Source organism: Pseudoruegeria sp. HB172150, from assembly GCF_013184805.1.
Taxonomy (GTDB): domain Bacteria; phylum Pseudomonadota; class Alphaproteobacteria; order Rhodobacterales; family Rhodobacteraceae; genus Psychromarinibacter.
This window is the reverse complement of sequence record NZ_JAATNG010000001.1, coordinates 2255793-2269380: the sequence shown is the minus strand read 5'-3', so window position 1 is coordinate 2269380 and position 13588 is coordinate 2255793. Positions and strand designations below refer to the sequence as shown.

Annotated in this window: 16 protein-coding genes; 6 read left to right on the top strand and 10 right to left on the bottom strand. The window is 62.3% G+C overall.

Annotated elements, in window-relative coordinates; all coding sequences use genetic code 11:
* Nucleotides 1-16: 16 nt before the first annotated feature.
* The 5 genes from HCO70_RS10840 to mazG form a co-directional block, all read right to left on the bottom strand.
* Complete coding sequence (locus tag HCO70_RS10840) at nt 17-466, bottom strand: GNAT family N-acetyltransferase (protein ID WP_172295759.1); 450 nt, start codon at nt 464-466, stop codon at nt 17-19.
* Nucleotides 463-1401: a nucleoside hydrolase gene (locus HCO70_RS10835; protein ID WP_172295757.1), complete on the bottom strand. Its 939-nt coding sequence runs from the start codon at nt 1399-1401 to the stop codon at nt 463-465. The genes HCO70_RS10840 and HCO70_RS10835 overlap by 4 nt, the downstream gene beginning before the upstream one ends.
* 60 nt (nt 1402-1461) lie before the next feature.
* A complete protein-coding gene (locus HCO70_RS10830) occupies nt 1462-1986 on the bottom strand; it encodes a GNAT family N-acetyltransferase (RefSeq protein ID WP_172295755.1) in 525 nt (174 codons plus the stop codon).
* 7 nt (nt 1987-1993) lie between these two features.
* A complete protein-coding gene (locus tag HCO70_RS10825; protein ID WP_172295753.1) occupies nt 1994-2995 on the bottom strand; it encodes a Fe(3+) ABC transporter substrate-binding protein in 1002 nt (333 codons plus the stop codon).
* Nucleotides 2996-3116: 121 nt separating this feature from the next.
* Complete coding sequence (mazG, locus tag HCO70_RS10820) at nt 3117-3938, bottom strand: nucleoside triphosphate pyrophosphohydrolase (RefSeq protein WP_172295751.1); 822 nt, start codon at nt 3936-3938, stop codon at nt 3117-3119.
* 67 nt (nt 3939-4005) lie between these two features.
* On the opposite strand from mazG, the gene HCO70_RS10815 reads away from it, so the two are divergent.
* The 3 genes from HCO70_RS10815 to HCO70_RS10805 all read left to right on the top strand — a co-directional run bounded on the left by HCO70_RS10815 (nt 4006) and on the right by HCO70_RS10805 (nt 6702).
* Nucleotides 4006-5169 (top strand): M20 aminoacylase family protein, encoded by a 1164-nt coding sequence (locus tag HCO70_RS10815; protein WP_172295749.1) that lies wholly within the window; start codon nt 4006-4008, stop codon nt 5167-5169.
* A gap of 3 nt (nt 5170-5172) precedes the next feature.
* A complete protein-coding gene (gene speB / locus HCO70_RS10810; RefSeq protein WP_172295747.1) occupies nt 5173-6132 on the top strand; it encodes an agmatinase in 960 nt (319 codons plus the stop codon).
* Nucleotides 6133-6255: 123 nt separating this feature from the next.
* Nucleotides 6256-6702 (top strand): DUF1499 domain-containing protein, encoded by a 447-nt coding sequence (locus HCO70_RS10805; RefSeq protein ID WP_172296258.1) that lies wholly within the window; start codon nt 6256-6258, stop codon nt 6700-6702.
* Here the strand turns inward: HCO70_RS10805 and HCO70_RS10800 are convergent.
* Nucleotides 6661-6969: a hypothetical protein gene (locus tag HCO70_RS10800; protein WP_216665326.1), complete on the bottom strand. Its 309-nt coding sequence runs from the start codon at nt 6967-6969 to the stop codon at nt 6661-6663. The genes HCO70_RS10805 and HCO70_RS10800 overlap by 42 nt on opposite strands.
* A 74-nt stretch (nt 6970-7043) precedes the next feature.
* On the opposite strand from HCO70_RS10800, the gene prfA reads away from it, so the two are divergent.
* The 3 genes from prfA to HCO70_RS10785 all read left to right on the top strand — a co-directional run bounded on the left by prfA (nt 7044) and on the right by HCO70_RS10785 (nt 9756).
* Nucleotides 7044-8093 (top strand): peptide chain release factor 1, encoded by a 1050-nt coding sequence (gene prfA / locus HCO70_RS10795; RefSeq protein WP_172295743.1) that lies wholly within the window; start codon nt 7044-7046, stop codon nt 8091-8093.
* Nucleotides 8090-8935 (top strand): peptide chain release factor N(5)-glutamine methyltransferase, encoded by an 846-nt coding sequence (prmC, locus tag HCO70_RS10790; RefSeq protein WP_172295741.1) that lies wholly within the window; start codon nt 8090-8092, stop codon nt 8933-8935. Before prfA ends, prmC begins: the two co-directional genes overlap by 4 nt.
* A 215-nt stretch (nt 8936-9150) precedes the next feature.
* Complete coding sequence (locus HCO70_RS10785; RefSeq protein ID WP_172295739.1) at nt 9151-9756, top strand: DUF4167 domain-containing protein; 606 nt, start codon at nt 9151-9153, stop codon at nt 9754-9756.
* A gap of 3 nt (nt 9757-9759) precedes the next feature.
* On the opposite strand, the gene HCO70_RS10780 is transcribed toward HCO70_RS10785, so the two are convergent.
* The 4 genes from HCO70_RS10780 to HCO70_RS10765 all read right to left on the bottom strand — a co-directional run bounded on the left by HCO70_RS10780 (nt 9760) and on the right by HCO70_RS10765 (nt 13520).
* Nucleotides 9760-10338, bottom strand: a complete 579-nt coding sequence (locus HCO70_RS10780) for a histidine phosphatase family protein (RefSeq protein ID WP_172295737.1) — start codon at nt 10336-10338, stop codon at nt 9760-9762.
* On the bottom strand, nt 10335-11174 hold the full coding sequence (gene rsmA, locus HCO70_RS10775) for a 16S rRNA (adenine(1518)-N(6)/adenine(1519)-N(6))-dimethyltransferase RsmA (RefSeq protein WP_172295735.1): 840 nt from the start codon (nt 11172-11174) through the stop codon (nt 10335-10337). The genes HCO70_RS10780 and rsmA overlap by 4 nt, the downstream gene beginning before the upstream one ends.
* A 127-nt stretch (nt 11175-11301) precedes the next feature.
* Entirely contained in the window at nt 11302-12282 is a 981-nt protein-coding gene (gene pdxA, locus HCO70_RS10770; protein ID WP_172295733.1) for a 4-hydroxythreonine-4-phosphate dehydrogenase PdxA, read from the bottom strand.
* Nucleotides 12279-13520, bottom strand: coding sequence for a peptidylprolyl isomerase (locus tag HCO70_RS10765; RefSeq protein ID WP_172295731.1), 1242 nt, complete (start codon nt 13518-13520; stop codon nt 12279-12281). Before HCO70_RS10765 ends, pdxA begins: the two co-directional genes overlap by 4 nt.
* Nucleotides 13521-13588 lie beyond the last annotated feature (68 nt).

The window sequence follows — 13588 nt, the reverse complement described above, 5'->3', positions numbered from 1 at the left end:
CGCCGCTGCAAAGGGGTCAGGGCTGCCAGGTCATTAGGTGGAACTGATCCCGCACCTTGAACCCGCGGGCGGCGTAGATCTTCCGCGCGTTTGCATTCTCCGGGGACACTTCCAAATGTACGGCCTTCACGCCCGCCTGTGCTAGTTGCGGAAGCAGGGTCGTCAGAACCTCAGTTCCCATGCCGCGCCCGCGCACATTCTCGCGAATGAAGAACTCGTCGATGAAGCTGTCCATCCCGCCCAGTTCGATGGACCAGCCGAAGGATATCGCGATGTATCCGACAGGAGCCCTGCGCAGACCGATCAGCCAGATAGCCCCATGAGGTGAGCCCTGAAGCATCGGCAGAACGGCGGTCCGCCGCGTTTCATCGTCCTGCTGGATGCCTTCGAAAGCATGGTAGGCTTCGATCAGCGGCAACAGGCGCACCAGATCGTCCTCGCCGGCAAGGTGCAGGCGCGCAGTCACAGCCGGGCCAGCCTTTCGATTAGCAGAGCGTAGAACCCGTCGGCGTCGATGGTCCCCATGAAGGTCACGTTCGGTTTCCGGTCCGTCACCCGCCACCAGTCGGCGACGGTCATGCCAAGCGTCAGCTGCGACTGCGTTTCGATTTCCACATTGATGTGGCGTCCGGTGAACAGCTCCGGCTTCAGCAGGTACGCGATCACTGTCGGATCATGCAGCGGTCCGCCCTCTGCGCCGTATTTCTCCATGTCATAGCGCTCGAAGAAATCGAGCCATCCGGCCACCGCATCGCCAACGGGGGTCCCGATGCTCCGAAAGTCGGCCAGACGAGACGGAAGGATAAGCGCCTTATGCGTGATATCGAGCGATTGCATCACAATCGAACAGCCAGATTTCAAAACGATGTCAGCGGCTTCCGGGTCGACGTATATGTTGAACTCGGCTGCCGGTGTGACATTGCCGACTTCGAAATAGGCTCCGCCCATGATGACGACCTCGGCAACCTTTTCCACGATGTCAGGCGCGCGGTGGAAAGCCGTGCCAACATTGGTCATCGGGCCAAGCGTGCACAGCGTAACCATACCCGCCGGTTCTGCCCGCAAGGTGTCGATGATGAAGTCGACGCCGTGTTTGTCCTGCAGCGGCATTGCCGGTTCCGGCAGGTCGGCGCCATCCAGCCCGGTCTTGCCGTGAATGTATTCCGCCGTCAGCAAGTCGCGCGTCATCGGCTTGTCGCAGCCGGCGAAGATGGTCACTTCAGGTTTACCCGCCAACTCGCAGACAACTCGGGCATTTCTGGACGTCAGCGCAAGCGGAATGTTACCCGCGACGGTCGTAACACCCAGCACGTCCAGTTCGTCCGGGCTTGCGAGCGCCAGAAGGATCGCAATGGCGTCGTCCTGTCCCGGATCGGTATCGATGATGATCTTGCGCGGCATGTATGCTTCCCGATTTTCCGGGACACTGTCGAAGCGCGCGAGGGAAGTAAAGCGGTCGGCTCAGGTCGTGCCGGTCCAGGCGGCGCGGTCAAACCGGTGAACGGCGGCAGCTTCGCCGCTCAGCACCTCGTGGCCGGTAAACCGGAAGCCCAGGCTTTGGAAAAAGGAGATTGCCGCGTCGTTGTCGGGCCGGGGATCGACAAGAAGTGCATGCACGGTTGGGTCGGCGAAACAGCGTTCGATGACGAGACGCATCGCGCGGGTGCCGAAACCCCGCCCGATCATCTCGGCATCGCCGATCCAGATATCGATGGCACGCAGGCCGGGCGGCCGGTCCTGTCCCCAATAGGCCGAGGGTTCCTTGGCGGGGTCTGTCACCTCGAAATACGCAAAGGGACGGTCGTCGAGGAGCGCCAGAAGATGCTCGATGTAAACGGTCGGCACCAGCATCTCTGCCCAATCATGCTCGGGGTCTACTTGCGGGTCTCCGGTAATGGCACGGCGCACATGCGGCGCCGTGTCCCAGCGTTGCAGAAGCGGAATGTCGCCCTGTTCGGCCCGGCGCAGGGTGATCTGGGGCGACAATTGCCTTCTATCCGTCGAAGTTCACCTCTTCCATGATCCGCAATGCAGCGGCACGGTGCTCGGCTATCGTGGTCAGATCCATGACATCCGGTGTGAAGGTGCCCCAGCTTTCGACGAGTTCGGAAAGCTGTGCACCCGGCAGCACCGGGTATTCGTGGTTCACCTCGGCATAGATCGCCTGCGCCTCGGGAGAAGCCAGGAACTCCATCAGCATCAGCGCATCGTCGTGGTTCGGCGACGCTTTCGTCATCGCGATGCCGGAGATATTCAAGTGGGTTCCGCCATCCTCGAATTCGGGGAAGACGATCCGAACCGAGTCTGCCCATTCACTTTGCTCGGCATCGCTCAGCATCAGACCCATGTAATAGGTGTTGCCCAGCGAGATATCGCATTCCCCGGCCCAGATGGCCCGCACCTGTGCCCGGTCGTTGCCCTGCGGCTTTCGGGCCAGGTTGTCCCGAACGTTGGCAGCCCATTCCTTTGCATATTCCTCGCCGTGATGGGCGATGATCGCCGACAGGAGGGCCAGGTTGTAGTTATGGGTGCCCGAACGGGTGCAGATCCGCCCCTCCCATTTGTCGGAGGCGAGATCCTCGTAGGTCGTAACTTCGCCATCGGCGACACGGTCCTCGGAGGCATAGACAATCCGTGCGCGGGAGGTCAGGCCGAACCAGCGGTCCTCGGAATCGCGCAGCTCGGCGGGAATGTGCGCTTTCAGTGCGTCGCTGTTTACGGGCTGGATCACATCCGCATCAACGATCTGCTTCAGGTTGGCAATGTCCACTGTCATCACCAGATCGGCCGGCGACCGGGCCCCTTCGGCTTTCAGCCGCTCAACAATGCCGCTGTCGATATAGGCCAGGTTCACGTCGATGCCGGTCTCTTCAGTGAAGGCGGCCATCACAGGCTCGATTAATACTGGCTGGCGCGTGGTGTAGACGTTTACTTCGGCAACGGCAGGCGCGGCGGCAAGTGAAGCTGCCGCGAGCAGCATGGCTCGTTCGATCATCGGAGTCCTCCCGGAATTTGACGCAACGGAAACACGGGTTACTGGATCAGTAAAATCCGAGCATTTCAGTCAGGTCAATTGCCTATGAAAAGAGTCAGGGATTGCCGTGGTCACGATGCCGTTATCGCTTCTCCTCCGCCTTCGCGGCATCCCACAGCGCGTCCATCTCGGCGAGGTCGCTGTCCTCCGGCCGCTTGCCGTGTTCGGCCAGCTTCGACTCGATCCGAGCGAACCGTCGGGTGAACTTGGCGTTAGCTTCACGTAACGCGGCCTCCGGGTCGATCTTCAGATGCCGGGCAAGGTTCGCCGTAACGAAAAGGAAATCGCCGAATTCTTCCACCAGATCCTCATGGCTGGCGGTCTCCCGCGCCTCGGTAATCTCGTGCGCTTCCTCGACCAGCTTCTCCAGAACCTGGTTCACGTCGGGCCAGTCGAACCCGACCCTCGCCGCGCGTTTCTGTAGCTTGACCGCGCGCAACAGGGCAGGGAGCCCGACCGCGACATCGTCCAGCACGCCCTTTGCCCCGCGCGACGCGCGCTCGGCGGCCTTAACCGTTTCCCAGTCCACCGTCTGCTGATCCGCCGACTTGTCGCGGCTCTCGTCCCCGAACACATGCGGGTGCCGGGCAACCATCTTGTCCGACATAGTGTCGGCCACATCGTCGAAGGTGAAAAGCCCGGCTTCCTCGGCCATCTGCGCGTGGAAGACCGATTGGAACAGCAGGTCGCCCAGCTCGCCCCGCAACTCGTCCCATGCTTCCCGTTCAATGGCGTCAGCCACCTCGTAGGCTTCCTCGATCGTATAGGGCGCGATCGTTGCGAAGTCCTGCTCGATATCCCACGGGCAACCGGATTCCGGGTCGCGCAGCCGCCGCATTATCTCGCGCAGCCTGGCAATGCCTCCCGTCGGGTCATGCACCAGGGAATCGCTGTCTTTCGCCATTGTCGGCCCTCGGCTTTTCTGGGATCGTTCGTCCGTCTTATCCGTCAACACCGCCTGGAGAGTCCACATGCCCATCGTCAACCGCATCGGCGATTACGCCAACGAGATGAAGGAGTGGCGGCGATGGATGCATCGCAATCCGGAACTGGGGTTCGAGTGTCACAAGACCGCGGCCTTCGTGGCCGACCGGCTGAAGGAATTCGGCGTGGACGAGATCCACGAAGGGATCGCGACGACCGGCATCGTGGCAATCATCGAAGGGCAGGGCGATGGTCCCGTGATCGGCCTGCGCGCCGACATGGACGCCCTGCCGATGAGCGAGGAGTCGGGCGTGGAACACGCCAGTGAGACGCCCGGCAAGATGCACGCCTGCGGCCATGACGGACATACGACGATGCTGCTCGGCGCGGCGAAGTACCTTGCGGAGACGCGCAACTTCAAAGGCAAGGTCGCGCTGATCTTCCAGCCGGCGGAAGAAGGCGGAGGCGGCGGCGACGTCATGGTGAAGGAGGGCATCATGGAGCGCTTCGACATTCGCCAGGTTTACGGCATCCACAACGCCCCGCACTACACCGAAGGCACGTTTCACACGACCGTCGGCCCGCTGATGGCCGCAGTCGATGAATTCTCCGTCCGTGTCAAAGGCACCGGAGGTCACGCCGCCTGGCCGCATGATACGGTTGATCCGACCGTTGCCATCGTGGCCATCGCGCAGGCGATCCAGACCATCGTAAGCCGCAACCACAAGCCGCTGGACGACCTTGTGATTTCGATCACCCAGATCCATTCCGGGACCGCATACAACGTCATCCCGGAAACCGCGTGGCTTGGCGGCACGATCCGCACCTTCGATCCCGAGGTGCGCGCGATGGTCTTCAAGCGCCTGCGGGAAATCGTCAACGGCCATGGACCCGCATTCGGAGTCGAGGCAGAGCTCGAAATCGACGAAGGCTATCCGGCTACGGTCAATGCCGAGGAACCGACCTTCTTCGCCTCGGCTGTGGCCGCAGAGATCGTCGGCGAAGACGCCGTGATAACCGACGCGCAGCGCGAGATGGGGGCAGAGGACTTTTCCTTCATGCTCAACGCGCGTCCCGGATCCTACCTGTTCCTGGGGCAGGGCGACGGCCCGTCGGTCCACCACCCCGCCTACGATTTCAACGACGAGATTGCGCCTATCGGCGCCTCCTTCTTTGCCCGCCTTGTCGAGCGGGCACAGCCGCTGGGGTAAGCGATGGGACTGGAAGACGCCGTCAAGCAGGTCGACACCGCCGTAACGCGCAAAGGGTTCAAGGGCAGAAGCTTCGAGAACACTTTTGCCGGCGTGCCGTCCTTCCTGCGCCGGACCTATTCCAAGGATCTGACGGGCGTAGATATCGCCGTCACGGGCATACCCTTCGATCAGGCGGTCACCAACCGTCCAGGGACACGGCTGGGACCCCGCGCAATCCGCGAAGCCTCAGCACTCCAAAGCCCTGACGCCCCGTATGGTTGGGGTTTCGACGTGATGGAGGAGTTCGCCATTGCCGATTACGGCGACATGCCCTTCGACTATGCCGCTCCTGCCGATGTGCCAGCCGCAATCGAGGCGCACGCTGACGCGATTCTCGATCAGGGCGCGGCGATGGTCACGCTCGGCGGTGATCACTCGATCTCGCTTCCCATCCTGCGTGCGCATGTGAAAAAACACGGGCCGCTGGCGCTACTGCAATTCGATGCCCATACCGATACCTGGGCCGACGATGATACCAACCGGTTCGACCACGGCACCGGTTTCTACAAGGCGGTGAAGGAAGGGCTGATCGATGTCGAACATTCGGTTCAGGTCGGCATCCGCACCGACAACCCGGACACGCTTGGAATCACCGTCATCGACGCACCGGAGCTGCATCGGACGGGCGCCGATGCGGTGGCAGAAAAGATCCGGGCCACTGTAGGCGATGCGAAATGCTACTTTAGCTTCGACATCGATGCACTGGACCCGGCCTTCGCCCCGGGCACGGGAACGCCGGTCTGGGGCGGCATGTCCTCGGCGCAGGTTGCGGCGATTCTGCGTGCGATTGCCGGGCTGAATATCGTTGGTGGCGATGTGGTCGAGGTCTCGCCTCCATTTGACACGTCAGGGATTACTGCAATTGCAGGCGCACACGTTGCAGTTGAATTGCTGTGCCTTTTGGCCTGGAAACGACGTTAGTGTTTCGCTGTCGGCGGTGATTATTTCCGCTGGCGAAATCCATGTCGGCAGACTGACGCCGAACCCTTTGGAACTCGCGGATAAGTTTTGCCCACACCCTCAGCACAACTATTATCCTCCCTCATGCATATGGTTATTGCGATTCTGGTTATTCTGATTGTTGGTGCGGCCCTTTGGGTTCGAATTGCCCCGAGCGATCCCGATGATTGGCATGTCGACCCGCTGACAGCCGAGGATCCAGGCATCGGCGGTGTCCTGCGGCTGCCGGGATCCGACGCAAAGACCTACCCTGCGTCCCCCACAGCGCTGTTGACGGCCTTCGACCGTGTCGTCCTGTCTCAACCACGGACCGAGCGGTTGTCCGGCAGCGTACGGGAGGGAATGATCACATATGTCACACGGACCAAATGGATGGGTTTTCCGGATTACGTGACCATCAAGGCGGTCCCGAATGAAGACGGCACGCAGCTTGCGGCATATTCCCGCCTTCGCTTCGGACGCGGCGACATGGGCGTGAACGAAAAGCGCTTAGACAGGTGGATGAAGCTGCTTCAGGCGCAGATAGAGTGACGCCCCGGGACAGCCGTCCTGCATCTTGCGCCACATTGCCAGGTTGTTGTTCGCGGCCATCTCGCATCGCGCCATCCAAGTCTGGCAGCTTGCGGTGACGCAGATCACTTCGCCCAGTTCGACACGCTCGCCGTGGCCGTCGGTGCAATAGTACTCGATGCCCTTGTCCGGATAGAGGCCCACGGCCTGTTTCGGCGCAACGGACTCCAGGCCCTGAGCCAAAGCCCCGGCAGGACAGACAACCGCGAGAAGCAGCAAGTACCTCATTCGAAGCATTATAGGCGTGCTCCCGCCCTCTGTCAGCCTTGACCGCGTCGCGCGCATTGGGCAATTGGGCCGGCATGGTTCCGCTAGAGAAACTCGCACAGATCACGGAACGCTTCGAATACGTCGAAGCGAGGATGTCCGCCGGCTCCGGGGACATCGCCGCTTTGGGGCGCGAATATGCCGAGCTGAAGCCGATCGTTGATGAGATCGCCGAGTACCGCCAGCTGCTGGATGACATCTCCGAAGCCGAGGAAATGCTGGCCGACCCAGAAATGCGCGCGCTGGCCGAAGATGAACTGCCGACCCTCAAGGCCCGGTTGCCCGAAGTCGAGCAGTCGCTGCGTGTCGCACTTCTGCCAAAGGACTCCGCCGACGAACGTCCGGCAATACTGGAAATCCGCCCGGGCACCGGTGGCGAGGAGGCTGCGCTTTTCGCCGGCGACCTTCTGCGTATGTACCAGCGCTATGCCGAAGAAAAGGGCTGGCGCTTCGAGATCATCGAGGAGCAGGCGACCGAGCTCGGCGGCATCAAGGAAGTTGTTGCGAACATCCAGGGGCAGGGGGTCTTTGCCCGCCTGAAGTATGAATCCGGAGTCCACCGGGTGCAGCGCGTACCCACCACTGAATCCGGTGGCCGCATCCACACATCCGCCGCGACCGTGGCCGTGCTGCCCGAAGCCCAGGACGTTGACATCAAGATCGATCCGAACGAGCTGCGCGTTGACACCATGCGGTCCTCCGGCGCAGGGGGACAGCATGTCAACACGACTGATTCCGCGGTACGGATCACCCACATCCCCAGCGGCATAGTCGTTACCAGCTCGGAAAAATCCCAGCACCGTAATCGGGAGATCGCGATGAACGTGTTGCGTGCCCGTCTCTATGACCTCGAACGTCAACGCATCGATAGCGAACGCGCGTCCGACCGCAAATCCCAGGTCGGCTCCGGCGACCGCTCCGAGCGCATCCGGACCTACAATTTTCCGCAGGGCCGCATGACGGACCATCGCATCGGTCTGACGCTCTACAAGCTGGATCAGGTGATGCAGGGCGATCTCGATGAAACCATCGATGCGCTGATCGCCGATGACCAGGCGGCCAAGCTCGCCGAAATGGAGGCATGACCGGCGCAGAGGCACTGGCCCGCGTGATCCCGGCCCTGCGCGCAGCCGGCGTGGTCGGACCGGAGCGAGACGCCCGGACGCTGCTGGCACATGCAATTGGAGTGGACCGGTCCCGTCTGATGCTTCATCTGCAGGAGCTTCTCTCGAAAGACACGGAGATGGCGTTTCTTCGTATGATCGCAGACCGCGAAGCGCGGCATCCAGTTTCTCACATCGTCGGCGGTCGCCTGTTTCACGATCGCTGGTTTCATGTCACACCCGACGTTCTCGATCCGCGCCCGGAAACGGAAACCCTCGTCCAATTGGCCCTCGAAAGACCGTTCGCCAGTCTGCTCGACCTTGGTACGGGGAGCGGTGCCATAGCCGTGACCCTGCTGGCCGAGCGTCCCGAAACGACAGGGGCCGCCACCGACCTGTCGGCCGTCGCACTGGAAGTTGCATCGCAAAATGCCCGCCGCCATGGCGTCGCCGACCGTTTGCAGCTTGCGCAATCGGACTGGTACGACGCAATTACCAGCCGCTTCGACCTGATCGTCTCCAACCCGCCGTACATCGCAGTTGATGAGATGCCGGCTCTTGCGCCCGAGGTTCGTGACCACGAACCGAGGATTGCGCTGACCGACGAGGCCGACGGCCTGACCGCATATCGCGCCATCGCCGCCGGCGCAAAGGAACATCTTGCTCCGGGAGGGCGCCTCCTTGTTGAGATCGGGCCAATGCAGGGATCCGCCGTTTCCGAGATTTTCTCGGCCGCGGGTCTTGACGCAATTGTTGTTCATCCCGATCTAGATGGCAGGGACCGGGTCGTCTCCGCTTCACGCAGAAGGGACGCGGTCACATAATCGCTGAAATCCGCGCACATTTACCGGATTTTTCGACTTTTAGCTTGTCATAAGAGAAATCCCGTGCTTACTCGGGTGGCAAGCGGGCGTTGGGAACATAAATGCTCCCCCTCGCCGAATAGCCCAAAATCGTCCGGCTCAAGGATTAACTCGATCCGCGCAAGACGCGGGATACGTCGGACAAAGCCAGAAAACAGGCTGGAAAAAAAGATAACATGAGATCGTCCAAGTCACGTTCGCGCAACAAGCAGCGCAACCGGTCCGTCGGCAATATCGTCAACCGGGTCTTCGACTCGTCAGGCCCCGAGGGAAAGGTTCGCGGCACGCCGCAGCAAATCATTGACAAGTACAATCAACTCGCCCGCGATGCACAACTTTCCGGCGACCGCGTAGCGACGGAAAACTTCCAGCAACATGCCGAACATTACACGCGCATGTTGGCCGAGGCGCAGAAAGAACAAGATCAGCGCCGCGAGCAGCAGGAACAGCAGCAACGCGACCGTCAGCAGCAGAAATCCGATCAGCGTCCCGACCAGTCCGGCAAGGACCGGGACGATCCGCAGGCCGCCGAACAGCCGCAGCCCCAACAGCATGAAGAGGCGAAACAGCAGAACGGCAACGGTCAGAAGACGCGGAACGATCGAAACGAAGCGCCCGGCGACGTCATCGATTTCGGGTCCGAGGACGACGATAGCGGTCTCGTCGAAACGCCGGAAAGCAAGCCTCAGCGCAAGCCCCGTAGCCGCAAGCCCAAGGCGAAGACAGAGAACGGTGGCGACGCACCGGACGAAAAGGCATCCGATGCGGCTGCGGCCGAGTGACGGCTAGAGCGGCGCGATATCGCGCCACCCGTGCAGCAGGTACTTGTCGGGCCAGGTAAACCGGAACGCATTGCCACCCCCGCCGCCTGGCTGGTCCATCTCACGCGAGATCGGGACAGCCATCAAATGGCAGAGCAGCAACGCGCCGACCCCGCCGTGGGAAACGATAGCGAGATTACCCGTCGCATTGTCGCAGATATCGCTCACGGCGGTGACGATCCGCGTCTGCGCGTCTCGAGCTGTCTCCCACCCGTGAAAACTGAGGTCCGGTTCGGCAAAGAACGCGTCCGCCGCGCGTTCGAATTCGACCTTCGGCATGTAGCCCGTTGCCGACCGGTCGTTTTCGCCCAGCCGCGCATCTTCAGTCACAGGCACGCCTAGCGCGTCGGACAGGATGGCGGCCCCGTCGCGCGCTTTCCTCTCTCTGCTGCACCAGATGGCAGAGAACGCCGTGCCCCGCAGCTCTGCCGCATGGGCCCGATGCCTCGCTTTTCCGCGCTCGTTCAGGCCCCAATCCGGTACCGGCACGGCTGCGTCTATCGCCACGTCGGCATGCGTGATGAACAGGATCTCCGTGCTCACGTCTCCATCTCCCGCGCCAGGGCGCAGAACCGTTCCAGGTCGATCTGCTCGGCCCGATCTGTCGGCGCGATGTTGGCGGCGATCAGTCGGTCCTCGATATCCGGCGCCAACCCTTTCAGAGATGCGCGCAGCATCTTGCGCCGCTGATTGAACGCCGCTGCTGTGATCCGCTGCAGAACATCGGGATCTGCAGGATATCGCGGTGTGGGCAGGGCAGTAAGGTGTACGACGGCAGAGCGGATCTTCGGCGGAGGTGTGAATGCCTCCGGCGGCAGTTCCATCGCGATCCGTGTATCGCAGCGCCATTGTGCCAGCACCGCAAGCCGGCCGTAGGCCTTCGATCCGGGCTGCGCCACGATACGTTGCGCCACCTCCTTCTGGAACATCAGCGTCAGGCTCTCCCAGAACGGCGGCCATTCGGGCGGCGTCAGCCATCGCACCAGCAATTCGGTTCCGACATTGTAGGGCAGGTTCGCGGCCACCCGGATCGGCGGTGTCAAATGGGCGAGCGGGTCGACCTTCAGTGCGTCACCCTCGATTACTTCCAACCGACCGGGGTAAGCCTCCGAGATTTCCGCCAGCGCCGGAAGACAGCGCGCGTCCTTCTCCAACGCCAGCACCTTGCGCGCGCCTTCGGCCAGCAACCCGCGGGTCAGTCCACCGGGCCCGGGCCCGACCTCAAGCACGTCGCAGTTCGAAAGGTCTCCGGCGACCCGGGCAATCTTCGCCGTCAGATTCAGATCCAGAAGGAAGTTCTGTCCCAGAGATTTCTTGGCCCGCAGATCGTGATCCGCGATCACCTGGCGCAGCGGCGGCAGGCTGTCGATGGCGCTCATCTGAACCGGTCCCGGCGCCCAGCATCGCGGCACAGAATTCCGGCAGATGTATATCCGTCAGGAACCAGCCTGGATCCGGCTCTCCCTTCTTCTGGCCGGAAACAACCCCGCCGGAGGCACAAATCTTTCATGGCGAAACGCCGCGCGCCCGCGCCATCCGGTGGGCAAGCCGCAGCGCTTCGATAAGGCTTGATGGGTTCGCCAGCCCCTTGCCTGCGATGTCGAAAGCGGTGCCGTGATCCGGGGATGTGCGGATGAATGGCAACCCCAGCGTCACGTTGACGCCGCGGTCGAAATCCAGCGTCTTGATCGGGATCAGCGCCTGATCGTGATACATGCAGACCGCCGCATCATATCGGGCGCGGGCGGCGGCATGGAACATCGTGTCGGCGGGCAGGGGGCCGAATACCAGCATCTGCTCGTCGTGAAGCTTCTGGACGACCGGCTCGATCAGGTCCGCATCCTCGTGCCCCATCGCACCGCCTTCGCCCGCGTGGGGATTCAGCCCTGCCACCGCAATGCGAGGCTCGGGAATTCCGAAGTCGCGAACCAGACCGGCATGGGTGATCCGCAGCGTCTCTTCCAGCAGGTTCGCCGTCAGCACGGCAGGTACATCTGAAAGCGGGATGTGGATTGTCGTCGGTACGACCCTAAGCGCATCCGAGGCAAGCATCATCACCACCCGGTCCACACCCGCCAGCGCCGCAAGATACTCGGTATGACCCGGATAGGCGAACCCCGCGCCGTCGATCAGGGCCTTCTTGTGTATCGGACAGGTACAGACGGCAGAGGCCGCGCCCGAACGCGCCAGGTCGACGGCCCGGGCAATCACATCGATCACGGCTTGCGCATGCGCCGGCTGCGCTTGTCCTGGCTCGGCGGGGCCCGCGAAATCATGCCGCAAAACGGGTAGGGCTTGGCCGAAGACCGCAGCTGCATCGTCCGGCGCATCGATCTCAACAGCCGGAGATCCGGCCGGAAGATGCGATGGATCACCTATCCAGAAAAATGCACCGTCTTCACCGCGCAACGTTTCCCAGGCCGCCACCGCAATTTCGGGGCCAATACCGCCCGGTTCGCCCACCGTCAGGGCGACGGGCGCGGTCATGGGTAGACGATGTAGGCGTCCGCCTTCAGCTCGGACAGATAGCCTTCGGCATAGGATGCCAGGCGCTGGTTCAGCAATTGCTGGCGGGTTTGATTGCGGTCGAGATCCAGGTTCAGTTCCGCAGTCCGCCCGCACAACATCAGGAATACCAGTGTCTGGTCCTGCGCGGTTGTAAGAGCCGTCGACACCTCGTTCTCGTCGAGCTTGGCCAGCTCAAGGGCGATGTCGCCCGGGATCTGCTCCACCGGCAGAGTCTCACGCAGAAGCCGTTCCTCGGGGAGTCCCTTGGCAATTCCGTAGAGATCGTCGCAGGTGTCGATTTCGTTCCGGATCCGGCGCGCCTCGGAAAGTGCTTTTCCGGTCCGACCGCCGGGAATGAAGAAACGTGCGAACTCGATCGCCGCAGTTTCCTCTTGCGGCGCGCCTGTTTCCTCAAGCGCGCGGAGCTGGAAGAAAGCGATCGCGTTGGGCACCTGGATCGGTCCGAGGACCTGACCGGGCGCCAGCGCAAGGATCTGCGGCCGCAGTTCCGGCGGCAGCCGCGACAAGGGTATCCAGTTCTGGCGCCCGCCACTGTCGCGGGACGGGGCGGCGGAGTAGCGGCGCGCAGCCTCGGCGAATGCGGGCAGCGTTTCGATCCGGCTGATCTCGGCGGCCCGCTGCTGTGCTGCGGCGGCTGCCTCTGGCGTGTTGGTGGGCAGGAAGATCTCCGAGAGCAGGACTCTGACGCCCCCGGTGCGGCCGCCCGAGCTTGAGGCGATGGCAATTGCGCGGTCGACTTCTGCATCGGTCACCTGCGCCTGCGGGCCAAATTTCGCCCGCACGACCTGGCGCCACAGAACACCGGCTTCGACAAAGGCACGAACGGTTTCCGGCGAGATGCCTTCGCTGCTGATCGCCTGCAGGAATTGTTCCGGTTCCAGGTTGGCCCGGCTGGCGAATTCCACCAAACCTTCCTCAATTGCCTCTTCCGGAGCCTGGATTCCCAGCGCTGCGGCGGCATCCTGCTGCAAACGTTCCTCAATCAGCTTTTCGATCGCCAGTTCGGTGGAGTCGCCAGGTGCGCTCAACACCTCGTAGAACCGCGCCCGCTGATTGACCTCGTATTGTGTCACCACCCGGTCGTTGACCTTCACCACCGGCGCAAACATGTTGCCCTGGGCGGCAGCAGGTGTCAGCCCGACGGCAGCCACCATGGCTGCGAGACATATCGCGGTCAGTAGGCGGGTGATCGGCATGGGCTGTTCTTCCGTCTGCTCTGTCTGTCGGTGGACCTTGTACGCGCACCGTTCGGCGGTGCCTAGCC